General features: G+C 68.9%; 21 protein-coding genes. 8 read left to right on the top strand and 13 right to left on the bottom strand.

All coding sequences use genetic code 11. The features are described 5' to 3' along the window. Window positions 1-69 precede the first annotated feature (69 nt). The 3 genes from metE to aceA form a co-directional block, all read right to left on the bottom strand. Window positions 70-2,343 (bottom strand): 5-methyltetrahydropteroyltriglutamate--homocysteine S-methyltransferase, encoded by a 2,274-nt coding sequence (gene metE, locus OPF83_RS06775; protein WP_264886669.1) that lies wholly within the window; start codon window positions 2,341-2,343, stop codon window positions 70-72. A 20-nt stretch (window positions 2,344-2,363) separates the two neighbouring features. Continuing rightward, on the bottom strand, window positions 2,364-3,284 hold the full coding sequence (locus OPF83_RS06770) for a 3-hydroxybutyryl-CoA dehydrogenase (RefSeq protein ID WP_264886523.1): 921 nt from the start codon (window positions 3,282-3,284) through the stop codon (window positions 2,364-2,366). Between the two features lie 260 nt (window positions 3,285-3,544). After that, window positions 3,545-4,834 (bottom strand): isocitrate lyase, encoded by a 1,290-nt coding sequence (gene aceA / locus OPF83_RS06765; protein ID WP_264886522.1) that lies wholly within the window; start codon window positions 4,832-4,834, stop codon window positions 3,545-3,547. Window positions 4,835-5,029: 195 nt separating this feature from the next. Here aceA and ramB point away from each other — a divergent pair, with 195 nt between their 5' ends. Together ramB and OPF83_RS06755 are read left to right on the top strand one after the other, a co-directional pair. Beyond that, window positions 5,030-6,493, top strand: a complete 1,464-nt coding sequence (gene ramB / locus OPF83_RS06760) for an acetate metabolism transcriptional regulator RamB (RefSeq protein WP_264886521.1) — start codon at window positions 5,030-5,032, stop codon at window positions 6,491-6,493. Next, window positions 6,490-7,122 carry a carboxymuconolactone decarboxylase family protein gene (locus OPF83_RS06755; RefSeq protein ID WP_264886520.1) on the top strand — a complete coding sequence of 211 codons (633 nt, stop codon included), beginning with the start codon at window positions 6,490-6,492 and terminating at the stop codon, window positions 7,120-7,122. Before ramB ends, OPF83_RS06755 begins: the two co-directional genes overlap by 4 nt. A gap of 35 nt (window positions 7,123-7,157) precedes the next feature. On the opposite strand, the gene OPF83_RS06750 is transcribed toward OPF83_RS06755, so the two are convergent. Further along, window positions 7,158-9,632 carry a glycoside hydrolase family 65 protein gene (locus tag OPF83_RS06750; RefSeq protein ID WP_264886519.1) on the bottom strand — a complete coding sequence of 825 codons (2,475 nt, stop codon included), beginning with the start codon at window positions 9,630-9,632 and terminating at the stop codon, window positions 7,158-7,160. After that, window positions 9,629-10,480: an HAD family phosphatase gene (locus tag OPF83_RS06745; protein WP_264886518.1), complete on the bottom strand. Its 852-nt coding sequence runs from the start codon at window positions 10,478-10,480 to the stop codon at window positions 9,629-9,631. Before OPF83_RS06745 ends, OPF83_RS06750 begins: the two co-directional genes overlap by 4 nt. A gap of 436 nt (window positions 10,481-10,916) precedes the next feature. On the opposite strand from OPF83_RS06745, the gene OPF83_RS06740 reads away from it, so the two are divergent. Further along, complete coding sequence (locus OPF83_RS06740; RefSeq protein ID WP_264886516.1) at window positions 10,917-11,699, top strand: hypothetical protein; 783 nt, start codon at window positions 10,917-10,919, stop codon at window positions 11,697-11,699. Between the two features lie 168 nt (window positions 11,700-11,867). Here OPF83_RS06740 and lpdA read toward each other — a convergent pair whose 3' ends face one another. Both lpdA and OPF83_RS06730 read right to left on the bottom strand, forming a co-directional pair. After that, window positions 11,868-13,259: a dihydrolipoyl dehydrogenase gene (gene lpdA / locus OPF83_RS06735; protein WP_264886515.1), complete on the bottom strand. Its 1,392-nt coding sequence runs from the start codon at window positions 13,257-13,259 to the stop codon at window positions 11,868-11,870. 122 nt (window positions 13,260-13,381) lie between these two features. After that, complete coding sequence (locus tag OPF83_RS06730; protein WP_264886514.1) at window positions 13,382-13,534, bottom strand: hypothetical protein; 153 nt, start codon at window positions 13,532-13,534, stop codon at window positions 13,382-13,384. A gap of 220 nt (window positions 13,535-13,754) precedes the next feature. Here OPF83_RS06730 and OPF83_RS06725 point away from each other — a divergent pair, with 220 nt between their 5' ends. Continuing rightward, on the top strand, window positions 13,755-15,962 hold the full coding sequence (locus OPF83_RS06725; protein WP_264886513.1) for a prolyl oligopeptidase family protein: 2,208 nt from the start codon (window positions 13,755-13,757) through the stop codon (window positions 15,960-15,962). Here OPF83_RS06725 and OPF83_RS06720 read toward each other — a convergent pair. The 5 genes from OPF83_RS06720 to groL form a co-directional block, all read right to left on the bottom strand. After that, complete coding sequence (locus tag OPF83_RS06720) at window positions 15,937-16,881, bottom strand: alpha/beta fold hydrolase (RefSeq protein ID WP_264886511.1); 945 nt, start codon at window positions 16,879-16,881, stop codon at window positions 15,937-15,939. The two genes, OPF83_RS06725 and OPF83_RS06720, sit on opposite strands and share 26 nt — an antisense overlap. 158 nt (window positions 16,882-17,039) lie before the next feature. Next, entirely contained in the window at window positions 17,040-18,161 is a 1,122-nt protein-coding gene (locus tag OPF83_RS06715) for an alpha/beta hydrolase family protein (protein WP_264886509.1), read from the bottom strand. Between the two features lie 400 nt (window positions 18,162-18,561). Continuing rightward, window positions 18,562-18,723 (bottom strand): hypothetical protein, encoded by a 162-nt coding sequence (locus tag OPF83_RS06710; protein ID WP_264886508.1) that lies wholly within the window; start codon window positions 18,721-18,723, stop codon window positions 18,562-18,564. A 114-nt stretch (window positions 18,724-18,837) separates the two neighbouring features. Then, entirely contained in the window at window positions 18,838-18,993 is a 156-nt protein-coding gene (locus tag OPF83_RS06705) for a hypothetical protein (protein ID WP_264886507.1), read from the bottom strand. Between the two features lie 555 nt (window positions 18,994-19,548). Then, window positions 19,549-21,171, bottom strand: a complete 1,623-nt coding sequence (gene groL / locus OPF83_RS06700; RefSeq protein ID WP_264886506.1) for a chaperonin GroEL — start codon at window positions 21,169-21,171, stop codon at window positions 19,549-19,551. Between the two features lie 282 nt (window positions 21,172-21,453). On the opposite strand from groL, the gene OPF83_RS06695 reads away from it, so the two are divergent. Genes OPF83_RS06695 through OPF83_RS06685 form a run of 3 tightly spaced genes read left to right on the top strand, consistent with a single transcriptional unit; the run spans window position 21,454 to window position 23,222 of the window. Further along, window positions 21,454-21,975 (top strand): SRPBCC family protein, encoded by a 522-nt coding sequence (locus OPF83_RS06695; RefSeq protein WP_264886505.1) that lies wholly within the window; start codon window positions 21,454-21,456, stop codon window positions 21,973-21,975. Window positions 21,976-22,012: 37 nt separating this feature from the next. Beyond that, the gene (locus tag OPF83_RS06690; protein ID WP_264886503.1) at window positions 22,013-22,492 is read left to right on the top strand and encodes an SRPBCC family protein; all 480 of its coding nucleotides are present in this window, start codon (window positions 22,013-22,015) and stop codon (window positions 22,490-22,492) included. Between the two features lie 7 nt (window positions 22,493-22,499). Next, window positions 22,500-23,222 carry a hypothetical protein gene (locus tag OPF83_RS06685; protein ID WP_264886502.1) on the top strand — a complete coding sequence of 241 codons (723 nt, stop codon included), beginning with the start codon at window positions 22,500-22,502 and terminating at the stop codon, window positions 23,220-23,222. Window positions 23,223-23,267: 45 nt separating this feature from the next. Here OPF83_RS06685 and OPF83_RS06680 read toward each other — a convergent pair whose 3' ends face one another. Further along, window positions 23,268-23,951, bottom strand: a complete 684-nt coding sequence (locus OPF83_RS06680; RefSeq protein WP_264886500.1) for a hypothetical protein — start codon at window positions 23,949-23,951, stop codon at window positions 23,268-23,270. Between the two features lie 81 nt (window positions 23,952-24,032). Here OPF83_RS06680 and OPF83_RS06675 point away from each other — a divergent pair, with 81 nt between their 5' ends. Then, window positions 24,033-25,448, top strand: coding sequence for a dipeptidase (locus tag OPF83_RS06675; RefSeq protein WP_264886498.1), 1,416 nt, complete (start codon window positions 24,033-24,035; stop codon window positions 25,446-25,448). Window positions 25,449-25,453 lie beyond the last annotated feature (5 nt).

The raw sequence follows: 25,453 nt of genomic DNA, 5'->3' as shown, positions 1-25,453 counted from the left end.
TCTTCTCTCGGTCTACCTATCCCGCACCCACGGTGCCGGACTTGTATCACCAGTGATCCTATTAGACCCTCAGCAGTCCCGGGCAATCGCCCGCCGGATCCGGCGCGCGGCGGTCACCAGATTCCGCAGACTGGGCTCCAACTGCCAGGTGTACCGGCTCTTCAACCCGCCGTCAGGGACCGCCCACAGGCGATCGACCCCGACCGCCTCCACCCCTTTGAGGAGGCGCTCGTGCATCAGGTCGATATCCGGGACGAACCCCGAACGCGACTCATACACACCGGGGCCGACCTGGCGCGTGAGTGTGCGGTCCTGCAGAGCGTCGAGCACCCAGTCGATCGACCTCGTGGCGACGATGTTCGTCACATCCGCGTCGAGATCCTCGATCGCCTCGGTCATCACCGTCAGCGACGAGTAGCCCAGGTGCGTGTGGATCTGCGTCTGCGGCCCCGCGCCGGCGGTGGCGAGCCGGAACGTGCCCACCGCCCAGTCGAGATACGCCTGACGGTCCGCGCCGCGCCGGGGCAGCAACTCCCGCAGCGCCGGCTCGTCGACCTGGATGATCGCGGTCCCCGCAGCCTCGAGATCCGCGACCTCGTCGCGGATCACCAACGCCAGCTGTGTGGCAACCTCGGGCAACGCGAGATCCGTGCGGCAGAACGACCTCGCCAACATCGTCACGGGGCCGGTGAGGATCCCCTTCACCGGCCGACTGGTCAACGACTGCGCGTACCCGGTCCACTCCACCGTCATGGGCGCGGGACGGGCCACGTCGCCGTAGAGAATCGGCGGTCGTACGCAGCGCGAGCCGTACGACTGCACCCACCCCTGACTGGTCGCGGCGAACCCGTCGAGCAACTCGGCAAAGTACTGCACCATGTCGTTGCGCTCGACCTCGCCGTGCACCAGGACGTCCAGTCCCATGTCCTCCTGCAGTCGGATCACCGCGGCGATCTCGGCGCGCAGGTAGTCCCGGTAGCGGTCGTAGTCGATCCGGCCCTCGGCCAGGTCCAGACGGGCCCGCCGGATCTGTACGGTCTGCGGGAACGAGCCCAGCGTCGACGTGGGAAGCACCGGCAGGCCGAGCCGGGCAGCCTGCACGGCGGCGCGCTCGGGATAGGGGCTGCGCGCCCTGTCGTCGTCGTCGACCCCGGCCGTCCTGGCCCGCACATCGTCCCGACGCGCGCTGGGCAGGGCGGGGAGCGGACGCCAGCGCGGGGTGGGCCCGTCCTCGAGCGCGGCGGCCAGGGACACCACCTCGTCGACCTTCTGGTCGGCGAACGCGAGCGAATCCGCCAGCTCCACCGGAAGCCCGTTCTCGACACGGACGTCGTACGGGACGTGCAAGAGGGAGCACGAGGTCGTCACGACCAGATCTTCGAACTCGGCCTTGAGGTCGCGCAGGTAGTCCAGGGTCGCGAACTTGTCTGTGCGCCAGACGTTCTGGCCGTCGACCACACCGGCGTAGAGGCGCTTGCCCCGCATTCCCGGAACCGCGGCAAGCTCGGCCGCCGAACGTCGTCCACGGACGAGGTCGAGCCCGATCGCCTCGACATCGGTCGAGACAATGGCCGGGAGTGCGTCACCGAGGTCCCCGTACGGGCCCGCCACGAGGATGCGGGGGCGCTCGGCCACCGACGCGAGGCGTGCGTACGCACCCCGCAGGGCCTCGATCTCGTCCGGCGTGCGCTCCTCCGTCAGGCACGGTTCGTCGAACTGCACGCACGTCACGCCCGCTCCGGCCAGGACCCGCAGCAGCGCCTCGTACTGCTCCAGCACGCGGTCCAGCACGTCCAGGGGCGTGAAACCCGGATCAGCGCCCGACTCCGACTTGCTGAGCAGCAACAGGGACACCGGCCCCGTCACCACGGGCCGGAGCTCGTATCCGAACCCCTGCGCCCGGACGATCTCGTCGACCAGGGAGTCAGGCCGCAAACCCAGCTCGATCCCCGCGGAGAACTCGGGCTGGCGATAGTGGTAGCTCGTGCCCTGTAGCTGCACCATCTCGAGCGGTGACACATCGGCGCGGCCGCGGGCGAGCGCGAACACCGTGTCCACCGGGGCCAGGCCGGCGGTGAGCTCCCGGAACCGCGCGGGCACCGCGCCGATCAGCAGGGCATCGCCGAGGATGTGGTCGTAGAACGAGAACGTGTTGCCCGGCAGCTGAGTGAGTCCGGCGTCGTGCAGATCGTGCCAGGTGGAGTCGCGGATTCGTCGACCTACCGCCTCCAGTTGGGCGCGGGTGTCGTCACCGTGCCAGTAGCGCTCGAGCGCACGCTTGAGTTCCCGCCGGCGACCGATCCGCGGGAAGCCCTGGACGCTCGAGGCGCGCGTGGATGACAGATGCGCCGACGACACAGACCTCAGAGTGCCACGCGTGCGAGCGCCCGTGGGCCGGAGTAGCGGAAGAAACCGTGTCCCGACTTCTTGCCGAGCCTGCCCGCCTCCACCATCCTCATGAGCAGTGCGGGCGGCGCGTACATGGGCTCCCTGAACTCGGCGTACATCGAGTCCGCGATCGCCTTGACTGTGTCCAGGCCCACATGATCGGCCAACGAGAGCGGTCCCATCGGATGCGCGCAGCCCAGGACCATGGCCTTGTCGATGTCCTCGGGAGTGGCGAAGCCGGACTCTGCCATCCGGATGGCGGAGAGCAGGTACGGCACGAGCAGCGCGTTGACCACCGCCCCCGACCTGTCCGCGGAGTGGATGACCTGCTTGCCCAGGACCTGCTGCGCGAAATGCTCCGCGCGGGCCCGGACTCGGTCCCCGGTCTCGAGGGTGCTCACCAGCTCGACGAGCGGGAGCACCGGCACGGGGTTGAAGAAGTGCATCCCGATCACGCGCTCGGGCCGCGTCGTGCAGGTGCCGAGCTTCATGATGGGGATGGATGAAGTGTTGGAGGCGAGCACGGCCTGCGGGTCGGTGACCACCGAGTCCAGCTCGCGGAACACCGCGGTCTTGGCGTCCTCGTCCTCCACGATCGCCTCGATCACCAGCTGCCGGTCGGCGAAGTCGCCGAGATCGGTGGTGAAGCGCAGGCGCAGGGCGGCCCGGTCGCGTTCGCGTTCGGTGATCTTGCCCGAGGAGACGCCACGGTCGAGCGAGTCGAGGACACGTCCCCGGCCCGCGGCCGCCAGCTCGCGGGTCGACTCCCAGACGAGGACGTCGACGTGGGCCCGGGCGCACACCTCGGCGATGCCCGATCCCATCTGACCCGCCCCGACCACGCCGACGCGCGTGATTCGCCCCTGGTCGGCAGTCGCGTCGTGAGTCGTACTCATCCGTTCGTGCCTTTCGTCGAAGAGGGGCGGCGTCAGCGGGGTCGTCGTTACCGTCGTCGTGGTCGTGGCCGTTGTCGTCGTCGGCCTTGTCGTCGTCGTCGTTGTCGGCGTCGCCGCGCTCCCCCACCACGTCGTACCGACGACTCCGGGGGCCGGGTCGTCTCATCGAGACGGCCACGGCCCCCGGATCATTCACGTCATGGTGAGCATCGACCCGTCAGGGGTCGATGATCGCCGGTCCGTTGCGGACCGACCAGGGGTCAGTGGAACTGACCCTCCTCGGTGGAGCCCTTCAGCGCCGCGGTGGACGTGTTGGGGTCAACCGTGGTGGCGATGCGGTCGAAGTAGCCGGCGCCGACCTCGCGCTGGTGCTTGACGGCGGTGAAGCCACGCTCCTCGGCGGCCTTGAACTCGCGCTGCTGCAGCTCGACGAACGAGGTCATCTGGTTGCGGGCGTAGCCGTAGGCCAGATCGAACATGCTGTAGTTGAGCGAGTGGAAGCCGGCCAGGGTGATGAACTGGAACTTGAAGCCCATGGCGCCGAGCTCCTTCTGGAACTTGGCGATGGTGTCGTCGTCCAGGTTCGCCTTCCAGTTGAAGGACGGCGAGCAGTTGTAGGCCAGCAGCTGGTCCGGGAACTCGGCCTTGACGCCCTCGGCGAACTTCTTGGCGTACTCGAGATCCGGGGTGCCGGTCTCCATCCAGATCAGGTCGGCGTACGGGGCGTAGGCCTTGGCACGCGCGATGCAGGGCTCGATGCCGTTGCGGACGTTGTAGAAGCCCTCGGCGGTGCGCTCGCCGGTGATGAACTCCTGGTCACGCTCGTCCACATCGGAGGTGATGAGGGTCGCGGCCTCGGCGTCCGTGCGCGCGATGATCACGGACGGCACGTTGGCGACGTCGGCCGCGAGGCGGGCCGAGGTCAGGGTGCGGATGTGCTGCTGGGTCGGGATGAGCACCTTGCCACCGAGGTGGCCGCACTTCTTCTCCGACGCGAGCTGGTCCTCCCAGTGCACACCGGCGGCGCCGGCGGCGATCATGGCCTTCTGCAGCTCGTAGGCGTTCAGGGCGCCACCGAAGCCGGCCTCGGCGTCGGCGACGATCGGGGCGAGCCAGTTCTCGACCGAGGTGTCACCCTCGATGCGGGCGATCTCGTCGGCACGCAGCAGGGCGTTGTTGATGCGACGCACGACGCTGGGGACCGAGTTGGCCGGGTACAGCGACTGGTCCGGGTAGGTGTGGCCCGAGAGGTTGGCGTCGCCGGCGACCTGCCAGCCGGAGAGGTACACGGCCTCGAGGCCTGCGCGGATCTGCTGCACGGCCTGGTTACCGGTCAGCGCACCGAGGGAGTTGACGAAGTCCTTGTTGTTGACCTTGTCCCAGAGGATCTCCGCGCCACGACGGGCGAGGGTGTGCTCCTCGACGACGGAGCCCTGCAGCTCGGCGACCTGCTCTGCCGTGTAGTTGCGGGTGATGCCCTTCCAGCGCGGGTTGGTGTCCCAATCCTGCTGGATCTCTGCAGCGGTACGTGCCTTACCAACGTTCGACATGGACTCTCTTTCCTGTCTCGGGGGCGGACTCAAGTTCGCACTATTGCGAGTCCGTGATCCTGTACGACGCAAGAATGCCACACCATCCGCAGTGCGTCTACCTGCGACTTGTGCAAATTCCGCGAGTTTCGTTGCCTCTTTTGCAAACTTTGCGAAGAATGTGGGGCACACCACGCGACCGGAGGAACAGACCTGATGACACCCTCACATATGGGATCGAGACTCCGCCGACTCCGCGAAGAGCAGGCCCTCACCCAGGCCGCGTTCGCGGAGAGTCTCGGCCTGTCCGCCAGTTACCTCAACCAGCTCGAGAAGGACACCCGGCCGGTCACCTCGCGGGTCCTGACCCGGTTGTCGGAGGTGTACGGCGTCGACTCGACGTTCTTCGCCTCGGATGCCGACACCCGCCTCATCGCCGAGCTGACCGAGGCCCTGGCCGATCCCCAGGTCTCGACCGGCATCCCGGCCTCGGAGGTGATCGATCTCGTCCGTGCGCATCCCCGCCTCGCCCGGGCGTTCGCCGTCCTCAACCAGCGCTACCGCAACTCGGCAGATCTGCTGGCCGCACTCACCGAGAGCCGCAACGCCCTCGCCGGGGAGGTCGACCACACAGCCCTGGCGTTGCCCCACGAGGAGGTGCGCGACTACTTCTACCAGCGGCAGAACTACATCGACTCCCTCGACACCGCGGCCGAGGAACTCACCAACCGCATCCGGATGAACCGCGGCGATGTCCGTACGGAACTCGAGAACAGGCTCTCCGAGACGCACGGCATCCACGTCTCACGCCGGGTCGACCTGCCTGACGGCCTGTGGCACCGGTTCTCCGCCGATGACCACCGGCTCGACCTGTCCGCCCACCTCACCGCCGGGCAGCAGGCCTTCCGCGTCGCCTCCGAGCTGGCGTTCCTCGAGCACGGCGAGCTGCTCGAGCAGCTGGTCGCGGATGGGGCCTTCAGCTCCCCCGCCGGCCGCGACCTCGCCCGGCGTGGCCTGGCGAACTACTTCGCCGCCGCGGTCCTCATGCCGTACGAACGGTTCCTCGACACCGCCGAGGACTTCCGGTACGACGTCGAGCGCCTCATGACCTTCCACGCCCTGGGGTACGAGACGATCTGTCACCGGCTGTCGACGCTGCAGCGGCCGGGCGCCGCGGGCGTGCCGTTCAGTTTCGTGCGGGTCGACCGCGCGGGGAACATGTCCAAGCGGCAGTCCGCGTCGGGCGTGCACTTCACGACCTCCGGCGGCACCTGCCCGCTGTGGAACATGTACGAGACGTTCTCGTTCCCCGGCAAGGTCATGCGACAACTCGCCGAGACCCCGGACGGCCGCCTGCACCTGTGGGTCTCGCGCACCGTCACCACCCGCCCGATGCGCTTCGGCCAGTCGCGCAAGACCTTCGCGATCGGCCTCGGCTGCGAGGCCCGCCACGCCCACCGCACCGTGTACTCGCAGGGGTTGGACCTGGGGGATGTGGATGCCGCCACCAAGATCGGGCCCGGCTGCCGGATGTGCGAGCGCCCGGCCTGTCCGCAGCGTGCGTTCCCACCGCTCAACCGGACCTTGACCGTCGACGCCCACCGCTCGGCGCTCTCCCCTTATCTCCTCGACGAACCCGGCTCCCCCGGCGCGTCCACTGCCCTACCCTTGCGGCCATGAGCCAGCCCCACGACAGCACCGACGCCACGCCTGACACACCCACGCCCGACAGTCCCGCGACTGACACCCCCGCGCCCGATCCTTCCCTCTCCGCCACGCCCCGCATCCGCCCCGGCGGTTTCCGCGAGCTCGGCCCGGTCGGCTGGGCGGTCAACCGCCTCGGCGCCCGCGTCACCGGCAAGCGCGACGTCCACCTGTTCGCCACCCTCGGTCACGCCCGTCGCCTGTTCCCGGCCTGGCTGGCCTACTCGGGGATGATGATGCCGTTCGGAATCCTCGACCGTCGCACCACCGAGCTGGTGATCCTGCGCATCGCGTGGGTGCGGGGCAGCGCGTACGAGCGGGCTCACCACGAGCGGATCGGGGCCAGCGTGGGACTGGACGACGACGACATCGCCCGCACCACCCGTGATCCCGCGACGGCCGGCTGGTCACCCCGGCTCAGGGCCGTGTTGGTCGCGGTCGACGAGCAGGTCCGCACCAAGGACATCGCCGACGACACCTGGGCCGAGCTCGGCACGCACCTGGACGAGGCGCAGCTGGTGGCGCTGGTCCAGCTCATCGCCCAGTACGACGGTCTCGCCACGGCCCTGCACACACTGCGTATCCAGCCCGACGTCCCCCGCTGACCGGGCCCGGCCGGCGCTGCTCAGCGACCGCCGGGTCAGGGCATGCAGACCCGCGCGCGCTCGTCCAGCTCCTCGACCACGGTCTCGCCGGCCGGCACCCGCACCGGCCGCCCCTGCACGGTGCACCCGAAGTCGCTGCCGTTGAGGTTGGTGATGGTGATCTCGTGGTGCGTGCAGCGGACCCGCACGTGCGTGCCGCGGACCGTCAGCCGAAACGTCAGCGCGTCCCACGCCGCGGGGACGCGGGGGTCGAACGAGATGTCGCCGCGGTAGTCGCGCATGCCGCCGAACCCGCTCACCAGCCCGGACCACACACCGCCGGTCGAGGCGACGTGGATGCCGTCGGCGGCGTTGCCGTGCACGTCGGCCAGGTCCACGACGAGCGCCTTGGAGAAGTGCTCGAACGCCTCGTCGCAGTAGCCGATCTCCGCGGCGATGATCGACTGCACCACGGCCGAGAGCGTCGAGTCCCCGGTGGTCAACGGGTCGTAGTACTCGAAGTTGGCGCGCTTCTGCTCCTCGGTGAACTCGTCGCCACGCAGGAACATCGCCAGCACCACGTCGGCCTGCTTGAGGACCTGGTGCCGGTAGATCACCAGCGGGTGGAAGTGCAGTAGCAGGGGCCGCCGCGGCTCGTCCAGGTCGTGGTCCCAGACCTCCTTGTCGAGGAAGTCCTGGTCCTGCGGGTGCACGCCCAGTTCCTCGTCGAAGGCGATCACCATGTTCTTGGCGGCCCGGTGCCATTCGTCGATCTCGTCGTCACGGATGCCGAGCCGCTGGCAGATTCCCTCCCACCGGCCGTCGCCGAGGTCGGCGATCCGCTTGCACGCGATGGTGGCGGCCATGAGGTTGAAACGCGCCATCGCGTTGGTGAACAGGTTGTTGTCCACGACGGTGGTGTACTCGTCGGGCCCGGTCACGCCGTGGATGTGGAACGCGCCGTCGCCGGCGAAGAACCCGAGCGAGACCCACATCCGGGCGGTCTCGACGAGGATGTCCACGCCTTCGCGGACCATGAACTCCTCGTCGCCGGTCGCCCACATGTACTTGACGAGGGCGTGCGCGATGTCGGCGTTGATGTGGTACTGCGCGGTGCCGGCCTCGTAGTAGGCGGACGCCTCTTCACCGTTGATGGTGCGCCACGGGTAGAGCGCCCCGTTGACGGACAGGTACCGGGCGCGCTCGCGTGCCTTGTCGAGCATCTCGTAGCGGAACCGCAGTGCGTTCCGCGCGAACTGCGGCATCGTGTAGGTGAGGAACGGCAGGACGTAGGTCTCGGTGTCCCAGAAGTAGTGGCCGGAGTAGCCGCTGCCGGTGACCCCCTTCGCCGCGATCCCGGCGGCCTCGGCACGTGCGGAGGCCTGGGCGAGCTGGAAGAGGTTGAAGCGGATCGCCTGCTGGGTCTCCGCGGGTCCCTCGACCTCCACGTCCGACAGGTCCCAGAAGTTGTCGAACCACGCGCGTTGGGACTGGTGCAGGTCCGCCACTCCCCGTTCGCGGGCCCGGGCCAGGGTGCGCGAGCAGCGGTCGACCAGTTCGCGGGCCGGCACCTTGGTGGAGGTGTGGTACGCGGCGGTCTTGGTGAGCTTGAGAGGGCTGCCCGGGGTGGCGTGGACGTGGAACACGACCCGGGAGGCGTCGTCACTGACGTCGGTGCTCATGGCCACGTCGTCGACGGTCTCGACCTCGTGGTCCACGGCCACGCCGATGGTCATGCCGGAGTTGCGGCAGCGGTACCCGTGGGACTGGTAGCCGCGCTGGCACTCGGTCACCTCGGTCTGCAGCACGCGGTGGTCGAATCCCTCGGAGCGACGGGGGTCGAAGCCGGCGGGCAGGTCGTCGGTGGTGTGGTATTCGTCCTCGCCGTCCTGGCGGTTGAGCACCTCGGAGACGATCACCACGGGCGCCGATTCCTCCGGCAGCTCCACCTCGAGGGTCATCACGGCGAGGTGCTTCTCGACCATCGACACCATGCGCGAGGTGCGCAGGACGACCTTCTTGCCGGCCGGTGTGCGCCACACGAGTTCGCGCCGCAGGATGCCGTCGCGGAAGTCGATGCTGCGCTCGTAGTGCTCGAGGTCGGCGGCGGTGACGCGCAGCGGCTCGTCGTCGACGTACACGCGGATGGTCTTGGTGTCGGGTGCCTGGACCACGGTCTGGCCCTCGCGCGCGAGTCCGAACGCGTCCTCGGCGTGCTGGATGTGCCACGTCTCGTGGAAGCCGTTGACAAAGGTGCCGTGGTGGCGAGAGTTGCGCCCCTCCTCGGGGTTGCCGCGCATGCCGAGGTAGCCGTTGCCCACGGCGAACTGGGTCTCGGCCACGCCGAGCGGGCTGGCCTTGGGGGTGGTCTCGACCCAGCGCCACGGATCGACGGGGTGGGTGGAGCGGTTGATCTCCGGCACCTCGAGGTGGCTGCGGAGGTTCACGCCGTAGGTGGTGCGGATGTTGCCGGGCACGGACTGTCCGGTGGTGGTGTGGGCGGGGCCGCGCCCCGGGGAGACGGGGGTCATGCGCGCTCGCCCTTCGTCGTGGTGTCTGTGACCGTGTCGTGGCCCGTGCCGGTGCCGGGACCCGTGCCGGTGTCGGCGTCGGTGCCGGTGTCGGCGTCGGCGTCGGTGACGGTGTCCGTGCCGGTGTCGGGGATGAGATCGGCGAGGTCGACGACGACGACGTCGGCTCCCTCCCCCAACAAGATCTCCGCGCCGGCCCCGCGATCCACGCCCACGACATGGGCGAACCCGCCGGCGGCGCCGGCCTGCACACCGGAGACCGCGTCCTCCACCACCACACACCGCTCGGGGGGCACCCCGAGGAGCTGTGCCCCGCGGAGGTACGTGTCGGGCTTCGGCTTCCCGGCGATCCCCTCGGCCGCGGCGACCATCCCGTCGACGATCACCTCGAAGCGGTCACGCAGCCCCGCGGCCGTGAGCACGGCAACTGCGTTCTTGGAGCTCGAGACCACGCAGGAGGCGATCCCGTTGTCGCGGAGCCAGTCGAGGTAGGCGACGGATCCGGGGTACGCCTCGATCCCCTCGGCGAGGAGCTCCATGAAGATGCGGTTCTTGCGCTCCCCGAGTCCGGCCACCGTGTCGGCGTCCGCGGCGTTGTCGTCGTCGACCTTTACTTCTTCCCCCGTGGGCAGGGTGAGACCGCGCGCGGCGAGCATCGACACGATCCCCTCGGCGCGGGGTTTACCGTCGATGTACCGGAAGTAGTCCTCGTCCGAGTAGGGCTCGACCCCGCGGTCGGCGAAGTACGCGGTGAACATCCGGTTCCACGCCTGCATGTGCTTCTCGGCGGTGGGGGTGATCACTCCATCGAGGTCGAGGAGGATGGCCTCGACGCCGTCGTGGTTCATGTGGCGTCCTAGCTTCCGGGTTCCGGGGTGGGGTCTGCGGGGTGAGATCTGCACTGCGAGGTCTGCGGTGCATAGTCCGCGGTGCGGTCAGGCTCGTCTCGTGACGCACCAAGGGTAGCCACATGCGGCGCGGTTCATCGAGAACCTCCGGATGGCGATTCCCCCGTCCGTGTCCGACGCCTCATGTCAGTCGTGTTATCCCTCGCTTCAACCCTCGCCGAAATCGCACCTCCGACGGCCGGGACACCGCGGGGACGGCGCCCGGTACACCGCGGGACAGCGCTCGTGCGACGTCGGATCACCGCCGCCGGGCACGCCGCGACCTCGGATCACCGCCGCCGGGCACGCCGCGACCTCGGCGCCCGGCGGGGCGGGGTTCACAGCGCGGAGGCCAGCGGTGGCACTATATGAGGAACCACGTTATTGAAGGAGAGAGATGCGACTGAGCACCCGTACCCCCCGACGTGTCGCGATCGCCGGACTCGCGTTGGTCACGGCGGCCACGCTCACGGCCTGCTCGTCCGACTCCGACGGGGACGCCCCGGAGTCCGGCAACGGCGAGACCACCTCGTCCGCATCGTCCTCCGCCCCGGCCCCCACGGTGCCCGTCTCCGAGCGGATCCTGGCCGAGGGCGACGCCCCGGGCGGCGGAGTCGTGCAGGTCATCGAGCCGACGATGCTGCAGGAGGGTGTCGACAAGCTGGTCGCCGACCAGGGCCGGCAGCTCATGGAGGATCCGGCGTGCGACAAGGTCTCGCGCCTGGAGACCGTCTCGAACTTCGCCACCACCGAGGGTTCGACCGTCGTGGTCCGCTACAAGCAGTCCGAGGCCGACAAGACCGAGCACCGCTTCGGTGTCGGCATGGTCGGCAAGAAGCTCGACGAGTTCATGGACCGCTCCCTGTACGAGGCCTGCAAGACCTCCAAGAGCGTCGCCAACCCGAACGTCGAGCTGGTCATGACCGTCGAGGACGCGCCCGAGGTCGAGGGCGCCGAGGGCTTCCGCGTCATCAGCGACTTCATCACCACGCAGCCGGACGGCACCAAGCAGCTCAACCGCGCCATCGCCATCCACGGCTACGCGCGCGACACCACCGTGAGTGTCGAGTACGCGGCCCGTGGCAACGACCCGCAGGCCGACCCGGTCCTGCCGACTGCGGCCGGCGCGTTGGACGCGATCTACATGGCCCAGATGGTCAAGCTCCTCAAGGCCGAGTAACAGCGAACCGCCGCCCCACACGACCGACAGACCGCGAGCCGGCACCTCCACGACGGAGGTGCCGGCTCGCGGTCCCTTGCCCGGCGACCAGCTGGGCCCACTGACCCAGCCGGCCCTGGGTCCACCGGCCCGGCTAGCCGCCCTTGCCCACCGGCCCGGCCGGTCGGACTACAGGTTGATCATGTGCCCGGCGATGCCGTGGACCGCTTCCTTCATGGCCTCGGACAGCGTCGGGTGGGTGTGGACGTTGCGGCCGATGTCCTCGGCGGTGAGGTCCCACATCTGCGCCAGCGTCAGCTGCGGCAGAAGCTCGGACACGTCGGGGCCGATGAGGTGGGCACCGAGCAGCTCTCCGTGGGTGGCGTCGGCGACGACCTTGACGAAGCCCACCGCATGGCCGAGCCCGTGGGCCTTGCCGTTGGCGGAGAACGGGAACTTGCCGACCTTCACGTCGAATCCCTCGTCCTTGGCCTGCGCCTCGGTCAGACCGAACGAGGCGACCTGCGGCTGGCAGAACGTGGCCCGCGGCATCATGCGGTAGTCGCCGAGCGTCTGGGTCTCGGCGCCGGCCATGGTCTCGGCCGCGACGACGCCCTGCGCCTCGGCCACGTGGGCGAGCTGCAGCTTGGCGGTGACGTCGCCGATCGCGTAGATGCCGTCGACGTTGGTGCGCATGTGGTCGTCGATCGCGATGGCACCGCGGTCGGTGAGCTCGACGCCCGTGTTCTCCAGGCCGAAACCCTCGACGCGGGGGGCGAAGCCGACGGCCATGAGCACCTTGTCGACGGTCAGCGTCTGGGTCTCGCCGCCGTCGTTCTTCTCGATCGCGACCTCGACCGAGTCGCCGTTGTCGGTGATCGCGGTGGTCTTGTGCCCGGTGAGGAGCTTCACGCCGAGCTTCTTGTAGTGCTTGACCATCTCCTTCGAGACTTCCTCGTCCTCGTTCGGCAGGACGCGGTCCATGAACTCCACGATCGTCACGTCGACGTCGTAGTTGGCCATGACGTAGGCGAACTCCATGCCGATCGCGCCGGCGCCGACGATCACGATGGACTTCGGCAGGTCGCGGGAGAGGATCTGCTCCTCGTAGCTGACGACGTTGTCGCTGAGCTCAATCCCGGGCAGCGTCTTGACGACGGAGCCGGAGGCGATGATGCAGTTGTCGAAGGTGTACTCGGTGCCCTCGACCTCGATCGTCTTGGCGTCGACAAACGTGCCGTACCCGTTGATCTCGGTGATCTTGTTCTTCTTCATGAGGAAGTGGACGCCCTTGACGATGCCGTCCGAGACCTTGCGACTGCGGTCGAAGGCGGCACCGAAGTCGAAGGAGACGTCACCGGAGATGCCGAACGTCTTGGCGTCGCGCAGGACGGTGTTGGCGAGCTCCGCGTTACGCAGGAGCGCCTTGGAGGGGATACAGCCCACGTTGAGGCACACGCCGCCCCAGTATTTCTCCTCGACCACGGCCACCTTGAGGCCGAGCTGTGAGGCACGGATGGCGGCGACGTAGCCACCGGGGCCCGCGCCGAGGACGATGAGATCGAAATGAGTGTCAGCCACGACACACAGGGTATGCGCATCCGGGGGGCAGGGTCACCCGATGCGGGGAGGAAGACACCCGAAATGGACTGACGCCGCCCACTCCCGGGGGGAGCGGCGGCGTCAGGGCTCGCGAGGAGGACTCAGGACATGTTGCCCAGGACCGACTTCAGGAGGGTGGCGACGGCGTCGCCGATGGCCTCGGCGATCTGGTCGGTGATGTTCGTGGTGGAGCTGCCCCCGTCGGCGGAGCCGCCCTCGGAGATGCCGCTGAAGATGTCGGTGATGGAACCCATTAGTGATTCTCCATTTATCGTGTTCATCCTCGAAACCCCGTCGAGAATGGCCGGGTCAGACGACCCCCGCTGACATGGGATGTTACTTAGCGAGCGTCCGGCTAACAAGACCCTGAGTGGTTTTCGTCTGAGGCCACGCTGAGGGCGAGGCCGATCACCCGCGCCGCGCGTCACCGGCCGCTCGCGGACACCCGCCGGAGTTCACGGCATCATCGTGGGTATGACCCCTTCCGCTCAGCAGGACCCGTATCTCCACCTCGAGGCCGTCGACAGTCCCGAGGCCCTCGCGTGGGTCACGGAGCGCAGTGACGCCACCGTGGCCGACCTCGCCTCGGGCGACCACGCGGAGGCCTCGCACACCCGCGCGCTGGAGATCCTGGACGCCACGGATCGCATCGCGTGGCCGGTCCTGCGGGGCGGGTACGCGTACAACGTGTGGAAGGACCGCGATCACCCACGGGGGTTGTGGCGGCGGGTGCCGTGGTCAGTTCTCGCGGGCGGGGCGCCCGCGTTCGACCATCCCGCGTGGGAGACCCTCATCGACGTGGACGCGCTCGCCGAGGCCGAGGGCGTCAACTGGGTCTACGCGGGGACCGTGGTGCGGCGCCCTGAGGATGACCGCGCGCTGATCCGCCTGTCCCGGGGCGGCGCCGACGCGGTGGAGGTGCGCGAGTTCGACCTGCTCGAGCGCCGCTTCGTGCCGGCGTCCGAGGGCGGCTTCCACCTGCCAGAGGTCAAGTGTTCGGTGTCGTGGCTGGACAGGGACACCCTGGCGCTGGCGGCGCCCCTGGCGGAGGACGGGTCCGATGCGACCAGCTCGGGGTACGCGCGTGTGGCGCGGGTCTGGCGACGCGGTACCGCGCCCGTGGACGGGGCGGTTATCTTCGAGGGGAACGACGACGACGTCGCCGTCGGCATCGGGTACGACCTCGACACCGGTCGTCTCGTCGCGAGCCGCTCTCCCGATTTCCATACGTCCCAGGAGTGGTTCTGGCGCCCGGGCGGCGATCCGGTATCGGAGGAGCCGACGCGGATACCGGTGCCCGAGGACTGCCGCGTGGGGATGAGCGGGCAGTGGTTGGTCCTGCAGCCGCGGACGGACATCGACCTCGCGGGGGCCACCTACCCGGGCGGCTCGGTGCTGGTCGTGCCGTGGTCCGCGGTCGATGCCGATCCCACCGCCCTGCCCGCGCCGACGGTGCTGTTCACCCCGACCCCGTCCACCACGGTCGAGGACGTCTCATGGGGTCGTGGGCGCGTGCTGCTCACGATTCTCGACGACACCGAGTCACGACTCGAGGCGTACGCCATCCCCGGTTCCGGCCCTGATACCGATGCCGGCCCCGGTACCAGTGCGATTCCCGACGCCGACGCCACCTCCCCCACGCGCGCCCCCACCCAATGGCGACGCCTGCCCGTCGAGGGCCTGCCCGAGCACGTGTCGATCGACGTGCTCTCCCTCGATCGTCACGCAGGCACCGGCACGAGCACAGGCGCCAGCGCCGGTGCGACCCCCCACCCCGACGACGCGGTGCTCGCGGTGTCCGGGCCCATCGTGCCGCCGTCCCTGGTCCTCCTCCGCGCCGACGGCTCCACGGAGACTCTTGGCTCGACCCCCGACCGCTTCGACACCTCCGGCATCGCGGTCTCCCGCCACGTCGCGGTGAGTGACGACGGCACAGAAGTTCCGTACACGGTCATGCGCGGTCCCGGCGGCGACGGACCGCGGCCCACGATCCTCTACGGCTACGGCGGGTTCAACGTGTCGATGCGCCCGTCGTACGCGGCGCTGCGCGGTGCGCTGTGGCTCGAGACCGGCGGCGTCTACGTGGTGGCCGGTATCCGGGGCGGCGGCGAGTACGGCCCGTCGTGGCACCAGGCCGCGGTGCGCGAGAAGCGCCCCCGCGCGTATGAGGACTTCGCGGCCGTCGCGCGGGCGCTCGTCGACACGGGCGTCACCACGCGCGACCAACTCGGCGCCACTGGCGGCTCGAACGGCGGGCTGCTCATGGGAGTGATGCTCACCCGCTACCCGGAGCTGTTCGGGGCACTGGCCATCGCGGTCCCACTTCTGGACATGAAGCGGTACCACCTCCTGCTCGCGGGGGCATCGTGGATGGCCGAGTACGGCGACCCCGACTCCTCCGACTGGGACGAGTTCCTGGGCCTGTACTCGCCGTACCAGCACGTCCGGCCGGCCTCGGAGGTGCGGTACCCGCCGGTGCTCATGACCACCTCGACGAGGGACGACCGAGTCCACCCGGGGCACGCCCGCAAGATGACGGCCGCGCTCGAGGCGGCCGGACATGCGGTCGAGTACTACGAGAACGTCGAGGGCGGGCACGCCGGTGCCGCCGACAATTCTCAGGAGGCCCGGAAAGCGGTCCTCACCTACGAGTTCTTCAGGCGTCGGCTGACGTCGTCGTAGTCGTCGTAGTCGTCGTCGGGTTCACCGATGTGGCACCCGGGTCCACCGGCGCCCCGCCGCCGACGACCTCACGGTCGATCCACGCGAGGACCCGCGCCGAGATCTCGGCCGGCTGCCGCGCCCAGGTGTTGTGCCCGAGCGCCTCGTCCTCGCGCTCGAGCGTCGTGCGCGCCGACGGCAGCATGGCCAGGAGGTTGCGGGCGGCGCCTTCGGGGGCGAGGTGGTCGTCCGCGATCACCACCGCCAGGGCCGGCACCGTCACGCGCGACAGTCCTTCGACGTAGTCCAGATCGGCGCGCTCGGGCTGCATGACCCCGGTGGTGGCGAGCCTGGCCCAGTCGCGGATCCGATCCACTGGCACGCGCCCGGTGGCGCCGAAGAACTGCCCCGGCACGTGTCCGGTCACCCGCCCCACCACGGGCATGACGTACGCGCCGAACCGCAACTTGCGCCGGAAATCGTCGGGGAAACCGCGGTGATACGGGGACTGCGCGGCCACGGCGGCCAGTCCCACGACACGCCGGTCCTGCCGTGCGAGGTGGTAGACACCGATCTGGGCGCCCATACTGTGCCCGAGCAGCACGACCCGCGTGGCACCGAGTTCGCGTTCCATGGCGTCTAATGCCAGGGGGATGTCCTCGCCCGCACTCTCGTGGTAGCCGGCCGCCGCTCCCCCGCGCCCGATGCGGTGCGTGCTCTCGCCCTGGCCACGCAGCTCGGTGATCGCCACGTCCACACCGTGCTCCGCGAGAGCACGCGCGAGCGGGAGGTAGTACCGGGCACCGACGGCGATCCCGGGCAGGACCAGCACGGCGGGGCGTCGCTCGTCCCGCTCCGCGGCGCGGACGATCAGCAGCGGACTGGTGCTGCCATCAGGGTGCCGCAGTTCGATCCGGTGCGGGGTATCGCTCTTGGTCATCTGTACAGAATGCCCGATCAACGGAGGACGATGCACGTCACGGTCACCACCGACCGCCAGCCCGGTCGGTCAGACGGTCCGGACGACGAAAGACCCCGCCCCACCCGTAACGGGTGAAGCGGGGTCCGTCAGACGTGCGCGGTGCGCAGGTCAACTGATCAGATCGCACCCCAGCGGGCGCCCATGGCGTTACCGAGCATCGGCCAGGACTGCGCGAGATCGTCCTCCCAGTAGCCCCACGAGTGCGTGCCGTTGGGCGCGAAGTCGAAGTGAGCCGGGATGCCCAGCTCGTTGAAGCGACGGGCGAGGTTGGCCGTGCAGTACTGCGTGGCCGCCTCGATGATGCCGCCGACGATGGCCTGGTTGGCCAGGGCCGGGACCGAGTTCTTGAGGCGCCAGTTCTCGAGCGACTCGTGCGGCCCGGGCAGGCCGTTACCGGTGGAGATGAACATGGCGGGCAGCGTGCCGTTGTCGCGCTGCTCGACGAAGCGGAAGGCGCCCCAGACCGGGTCGTTGTCGTACCAGCTGTTGGTGCCGACCTTGGGCTCGCCCGGGAACGGGCCCCACATGTTGTCCAGGTTGGCGCCGCCACGCATGCCGGTGACGATGTTGATGAACTCGTGGCCGATCGGGGTGGAGGTCTCGGCACAGCCCGAGTAGGAGCCGATGGCCTGGAAGCGGCCCGGGTGCTTCTGCGCGATGGTGAGCACCGAGGTGGCGGTCATGGAGATGGCCGCCAGGCCGCGCCCGCGGTCCTTTCCGGTGTTACCGCCGTAGTGCCCCTCGAAGGCGTCCGGGAGTTCCTTGGCCAGGAAGGTCTCGAACTTCATCGGCTTGGTGTCGCTGGCGTAGCGGGTCTGGACGTTCGGGTCCGGGTTCCACCAGTCGGTGTAGTACGAGAAGGCGCCACCGATGGGGGTGACGGTCCAGGCGTCCTTGTCGGCCATGAAGTCCTTGACGTTGGACTGGGCCTGCCAGGTGGCCGAGTCCTCGCCACCACCGGCGCCGTTGACGAGGTAGAGCACCGGCGCCTTGGCGTTACCGTCGCGCGGCTTCTGGACAATGTTCGGCACCTCCTGCTCCATGGAGGGCGACCACACGGACACGATGAGACGACCGTCCGAGAGCTCGGTCTCGACGACCTGGTTCTCGGCGGTGGCCTTGGTGTAGTTGATCGTGCCACCCTGCGCCTGGGCCGTGCCCGTGGCGACGACGGGAACCATGGCGGCGGCGATGGCCGCTGCGCCGACCTTCGTGCCGATCCTCTTCACTGAACGCATATTCTTTGTCGCCTTACTTCTCGTTTGTTCTCAGACAGACCCGGGTCAGAGTTTTCTCAGCGAAGAGTTAACCCTTTTCCCATCAGTCACACAAGCCCCAACTGATAACTCGAATACCGTTCGGGCGATCCGGGGACTGGGCGTTTCGCCTGCGGAGTCTGGCCTGAGACTTCCATATCCGTTCTGGTCACAGAAACTCAGGTGGTCCTCCGCGAGGCTCACGTCCACAGTATCGACCAGTGACGCACGGCCGTTACATTAATGAGCAAATCCCTATACATCTTCACGGGCTCGCAGGTCGAGACCTTGTCGGCGCGTCCAACATTTACCCGAGAAGCGTGCAAATACAGCGAGGGCGCCGGGATCGCTCCCGACGCCCTCACCGGCTGACGAGGTCAGCTCACTTCATGAAACCGCCGGCGATGGCCTCCTGGAAGTCCTCACCGGTGAAGTAGTCCGCAGCATCGACGAAGTTGCCGATGTTGCCGAGGAGGTCACTGAGGAGGCCGAAGGCCCCGTCCTCGCCGACGATGCCCTTGAGCGAACCGAGCTCAATACCCATGATGTTCTCCTTGCTGGATGCGGCCCGGGGATACCCGGTGCCAAAGTGTGGGGGATGGCTGCTTTACGCCGCAGCCGGGGCGGGGTGCCCTTCAGGGGCGCTGCGACCGAAAGGTCACTCGGCAGCCGGGGGCTCAATATCGACACTGCCGAGGAGCCCGAGCATGGTCTCGACGCCGTCGCCACCCACCGAGCCGGCGAAACCGATGACGCCGTCGAGGACGTCCTTCACGGCACCGATGAGGTCGCTGATCGCACTGAAGTCAGGCATGTGTATCTCCCTTTATTGTTGCGCCCCGGTCCCCGGGGCCCGTCGAGCCCCACGTTCCGGGACCAAGGCCAGAATAGACTGAGCGAATCCAGAGTCAATTGTGACCTTCATCTCGTCGCCGGCTCCCGATAACAATACATTCCCCGAGCTAAACATGTGACCTAAACCGCCGTCTTAATAAAAGTCTCAGGTAGCGCCCTAGCTGGGAGTTTAACCGGCGCGCAGCGACGCAAAGCTAGGCTCACCTTGCTGGCAGCGGGCGCCTCACACGTCGCGCTTGGTGCCGTTCACGACCACGACACCAACAATTAATCTTAAATCTTTCGTTACCAAAGCACTTTGCGGTCGGTTTTGAGATGAACGCCACAGCTGTCGGCCGGCAGCCGCCGCCCTCTCGTTCCGACGAAGGCCACACCCGCACGCCCAGAATGTGAGACCTCCGGCGGCTGCGTCGTCCCCCGGGCCGTGTCGCACAGCCCTCGGAAATGCGTCGTGGCCCCGCACCGGGTCCGGTGCGGGGCCACGACGGTCGCGTGCGCGGGGGTTCTGGCTAGATCAGAAGCCCATGCCGCCCATCTCGTCGCCGCCCGGCATCGCCGGAGCAGCGGGCTCGGGCTTGTCGGCCACGACGGCCTCGGTGGTGAGGAACAGTGCGGCGATCGACGCGGCGTTCTGCAGCGCCGAGCGGGTCACCTTCACCGGGTCGTTGATGCCGGCGACCAGCAGGTCGACGTACTCGCCGGTGGCAGCGTTGAGGCCCTCGGCACCGGGGAGGCCCCGGACCTTCTCGGCCACGACGCCCGGCTCGAGGCCGGCGTTGAGGGCGATCTGCTTGAGCGGGGCGCTCAGCGCGAACTTCACGATGTTCGCGCCGGTGAGCTCCTCGTTCTCGAGCGCGAGACCCTCGATGGCGGTCTCGGACTTGACGAGGGCCACGCCACCGCCGGCGACGATGCCCTCCTCGACCGCGGCCTTGGCGTTGCGGACCGCGTCCTCGATGCGGTGCTTGCGCTCCTTGAGCTCGACCTCGGTGGCCGCGCCCGCCTTGATCACGGCGACGCCGCCGGCCAGCTTGGCGAGGCGCTCCTGAAGCTTCTCGCGGTCGTAGTCCGAGTCGGAGTTCTCGATCTCGGCGCGGATCTGGTTGACGCGGCCCTCGATCTGGGCCTGGTCGCCCGCGCCCTCGACGATGGTGGTCTCGTCCTTGGTCACGACGACCTTGCGGGCCTTGCCCAGCATGGAGATGTCGGCGGTCTCGAGCGAGAGGCCAACCTCCTCGGAGATGACCTGGCCACCGGTGAGGATGGCGATGTCCTGCAGCATGGCCTTGCGGCGGTCACCGAAGCCCGGGGCCTTGACGGCGACGGACTTGAAGGTGCCGCGGATCTTGTTGACCACGAGGGTCGACAGGGCCTCACCCTCGACGTCCTCGGCGATGATCAGCAGCGACTTGTTCTCGCCGATGACCTTCTCGAGCAGCGGGAGCAGATCCTTGACGGTGGAGACCTTGCCCGAGACGAGCAGCAGGTACGGATCCTCGAGGACCGCCTCCTGACGCTCCGGGTCCGTCATGAAGTACTGCGAGATGTAGCCCTTGTCGAAGCGCATGCCCTCGGTGAGCTCGAGGTCCAGGCCGAAGGTCTGCGACTCCTCGACCGTGATCACGCCCTCCTTGCCGACCTTGTCCATGGCCTGGGCGATGAGCTCGCCGATGGCCGGGTCAGCGGCGGAGATGCCGGCGGTGGCGGCGATCTGCTCCTTGGTCTCGATCTCCTTGGCGGAGTCGATCAGGTGCGCGGTGACGGCCTCGACGGCCTTCTCGATGCCACGCTTGATGCCCATGGGGTTCGCACCGGCGGCAACGTTGCGCAGGCCCTCACGCACGAGAGCCTGGGCGAGAACGGTGGCGGTGGTAGTGCCGTCGCCCGCGACATCGTCGGTCTTCTTGGCGACCTCCTTGACGAGCTCCGCGCCGATCTTCTCGTACGGGTCCTCGAGCTCGATCTCCTTGGCGATGGAAACACCGTCGTTGGTGATCGTGGGGGCGCCCCACTTCTTCTCCAGCACGACGTTTCGGCCCTTGGGGCCGAGGGTGACCTTGACGGCGTCGGCTAGCTGATTGAGGCCGCTCTCCAGGCCGCGCCGGGCCTCTTCGTCGAACGCGATCATCTTTGCCATGGGGTGAATCATCCTCCGTGTATGGGGTGACACGCATGTGGTCGGCATCGGTGCCCGCGACGGACGGAGCGGACCGTGTCGGATCCACACCTCACCTAGCGACCTTCTCATTCAGGGTCTTGCTGGCACTCAGGGTAACCGAGTGCCAATCGCTTTTCTAGCACTCGCCCCCATCGAGTGCAAAGGATCCGGCCCAGTGTTCGCGGCCGGCGAACGACCGCCGCCGGAGCCGGCGCTGCCCTACCATCGAGTCGCTGTCCCCGACACCCCATGGAGGGCCCGATGTCCAGCGACCCCACCGCCGCCCCACAGGGCCCGACATCCCGCGGGAAATCGATCGAGATCGACGCCCCGCCGGCCCGGGTGTGGCAGATCGTCTCCGAGGTCCGCAACGCCCCGCAGTGGAGCAGCCAGGCCCGGAAGGTCTACGCCACCTCCGGCCCCACCCGCCTCGGGACCAACTCGCTCAACGTCAACCGCCAGGGCCCCGTCTTCTGGCCCACCACCAGCCGTGTGGTGGGGTTCGAGCCCGAGCGGCGGTTCGTCAACCGCACCGGCGGTCACGGCACGCTGTGGATCTTCGAGCTCGAGCCCACCGCCTCCGGCGGCACGCGCCTCACCGAGCGCAGCGAGCCACCCGCCGCCCTCGTGGCCGCGGTCCGCACGCTCTCCGGTCTGCTGCCCACCGGCCGCAAGGGCACGCCCACCTCGTCGTCGTCGTCGGGTTCTCCCGACTCGTCGACCCCCGCGGCGCCGCGCCCGTCATCCTCCCTGCTCCACATCAAGGCCCTCGCCGAACAGTAAGGCCGCACCGCACCGCCCCACATCAGGAAGGCACCCCATGACCACCAAGAACACCGAGAACACCGCCGGTATCGAGAGCTCGATCGAGATCGACGCCCTGCCCGCACGCGTCTGGGACGTGATCTCCGACGTCCGCAACGCCACCCAGTGGAGCAGCCAGGCCGTCAAGATCATCTCTCCCGGCGGCCGCACCACCAAGGGCACGTGGGCCCTCAACATCAACAAGCGCGGGCCCCTGTTCTGGCCCACCACCAGTCGCGTCGTGGAGTTCGAACCCGGCCGCAAGTTCGCCAACAGGATCACCGAGAACACGACCATCTGGGTGTTCGAGCTCGAACCCACCGCATCCGGCGGAACCCGCCTCACCGAACGCCGCGAGGTCCCCGAGGGCCTGACCTTCATCTCCCGCTTCCTCACCGACAAGTTCTTCGGCGGGCAGCCCTCGTTCACCTCCGAGATGAACCAGGGCGTGTCCACCTCTCTCCAGCGGATCAAGACCCTCGTCGAGCGGAGCTGAGTCCGACATGGTCCGGGCTGCGGCCACCACCCTGGTCTCCGGCACCCTCGTCGCGGCGTTGACCGGGTGCGGGCTCCTGGACCGCGGGGCCGACAGCCCGGACCAGACCCCGCGCGAACAACCCGGCCCCACCCTCGCCGAGGGCCCGCCGCCCGCCGACTGGCAGAACGTCCACAGTCCGAGCGGGCTCGTCTACTCGGTGCCGCCGGACTGGGAGGTCGGCGACCCGTTCGGCGTGCCCGAGGACGGCCCCGATCCCGGCTCGGACTGGGGCTCGGGCTACATCACCGTCGCCAACGCGATCGCCGACCGCGACTACTGCCCGTTGAGCGGGATGAGTTTCCGGACCCTGGCAGGGATCAGTGCGGCCGTTCTGCCCGGGGAGGCGCGCGAGCAGGCGGAGTCGGCCTCACGCGCGATGGCCGACTCGATCGACCGGCGGTTCACCCAGGCCGGAGCAGAGGTGCCCGTGCCCGAGGCCCAGAGCATCGGGGTGTCCGGGGTCCCGGCCTGGCACGTGTCACTGCGCGGCGAGGTGCACCCGCCGCGCAACATCTGCACCCCACCCGTCATCCGGTTCGACACCATCGCGGTGTCCACGCGCACGCCCGACGGGGCTCCGGCCTCGATCGTGTTCGTGCTCATGGCCGACGAGGGCGAGCCCGGGGTCCAGGACCCCGAGGTCATCGACGCCGTGGTGGCATCGCTGCGGTACGACAACTCCGTCTAGGCACTTCCGGCGGCCCGGCGTATTCCGTCGGCGCCGCCGGCGAGATCAGGCCGCGGACACCTCCGGAGCACCGAAGAACGCGGTCCAGTCGGCGTCATTGCGCGCCCACGCCCATCCGGCATCCGCCACGAGCCCGAGGTGACCGGGCGACAGGACCCGTGCGCGGAGCGCGGTGTCCGGCCCGTCCGCGACGGAGACCGCCAGCTCGCCGTCGACACGCTCGCAGAGGAACCACCGCTGGGCATCGCACTCGAGCTCGAGACGGTCGCCGTCCACGACCAGTGCTGCGAGAAGCTGCTCCAGGAGCTCGCGGGTGACCCACGGGAGTGTGCCGTACGGGCGGCCCCGCACAGCGTGGTCGGTGATCGCCGCGCCGGCCATGGTCGGTCGGCGGTGGACGTCGATATCGATGCGATCGCGCGGATCCGCCACCAGGCCGAGCTCGGGCGAGGTCACCAGGAGCTGCCGACGCGCGGCGAACCGCATGACCGCATTGACCACGAGCGGCCGGGTGAGGACCTCGGGATGGATGACCACGCCGACACCCTCGATGGTCGGGCGCTCCGACAGCGCACCGGTCTCCCCGATCGCGTCGGATTCGGGGAACCGCTCATCGATCTCGTCACGCAGGGCTTCTAGATCCGCACGCAGGCGCTCCGGCAGCAGTGCCAGGTCGGTGGCGTCACGGTACTCAGACTCAGCTGGGGTGACCACAATCACAAAGCTCATGCCCCGAGATATTACGTCACTCTCCGTTCACCTTGCGTTCACCTCCCGTCGCGTGTCGTATCGCGGACCTATCCTTGACCCATGGCCGATTCACCCTCGTTCACCGATCCGCACCCCGACCTCTCGGCGCTCGCCGCCGCCGTGGCCACCCAGATGGACTGCGCCCGGTCCGATCTGTCCGACCTCGTCGCGTTCCCCTCGGTCCACGACGCGGAGCCGCAGGCGTGTGCTCAGGCCCGCGACCTGGTACGGGACCTGCTGGGGGAACTTCCCGTACCGGGACTGGGGCCGGAGTCCGTGCAGGTGATCGAGACCTCGGACGGCTCGCACGCGGTGTTCGCGCACCGCCCCGCCGCGCCCGGCCGTCCCACGGTTCTGCTGTACAGCCACTACGACGTGCAGCCGTCGGGGGACCCGGCGGCGTGGACCAGCTCACCGTGGGAGCTGACGGAGCGTGACGGCCGGTGGTACGGCCGCGGGGCGGCCGACTGCAAGGGCAACCTGGTCGTCCACCTCACCGCGCTGCGCGCACTCGCCGAATTGGGCGACGACGCGGATCCGCTCGACGGTCTCGGCATCCGGCTCGTCGTGGAGGGCTCCGAGGAGACCGGTGGAGGCGGGCTCGATGACCTCGTCGCAGAGAGGCCGGACCTCGTCGCAGCGGACGCGATCCTCATCGTGGACTCGGGGAACGTCGCGGTGGGAACCCCCACTCTCACGACCAGCCTGCGGGGAATCGCCAACGTCGTCGTCACCGTCGACACCATGGAGGCCGGGGTCCACTCCGGCCAGTTCGGCGGCGCGGCGCCGGACGCGCTCGCGGCGCTCATCTCCATCCTCGCATCGTTGCGTGACACCGACACCGGAGCCACCACTGTCGACGGACTGGACTTCACCGGACAGTGGGACGGAGAGGCCTACCCGGAGGAGACGTTCCGGAGGGATGCCGGGGTGCTCGACGGCGTGGAGCTGTCCACGGCCGCCCCGGTCGCCGAGCTCGTGTGGTCGCGCCCCACGGCCACCGTCCTCGGGATCGACTGCCCGCCGGTCGAGGGGGCCATCGCGGCCGTCCAGCCCCGGGCCCGGGCACTGGTCAACCTGCGTGTCCCGCCCGGCATGGACCCGGAGGCGGCACAGCGCACGCTGGTCGAGCACATCGAGAAGCGTCGACCGTGGAACGCGCGGGTCACCGTGGAGCCGGAAGCCGTGGGGCACCCGTTCCGCGCGGTTCCGGCCGGGCAGAGCGATCCGGTCCACGAGTTGCTGTCCGAGAGCCTCGCGCAGGCCTACGGCGCGGACGAGGTGGCCCAGATCGGCTCCGGCGGGTCCATCCCGCTGTGCACGGCGCTGCGGCGGGCGCACCCGGAGGCGAGCATCGCCCTGTTCGGTGTGGAGGACCCGGCGGCGGCCATCCACTCCCCCGACGAGAGCGTGGATCCGCGGGAGATCGAGCGGATCGCCCTCGCCGAGGCCGCGTTCCTGCAGCGGTACCGCTGAGCGTC

Source organism: Dietzia sp. NCCP-2495 (assembly GCF_026011735.1).
In the GTDB taxonomy this organism is placed as follows: domain Bacteria; phylum Actinomycetota; class Actinomycetes; order Mycobacteriales; family Mycobacteriaceae; genus Dietzia.
Note: the sequence above shows the minus strand (reverse complement) of the source record. Positions and strands in the feature narration are given on the sequence as shown.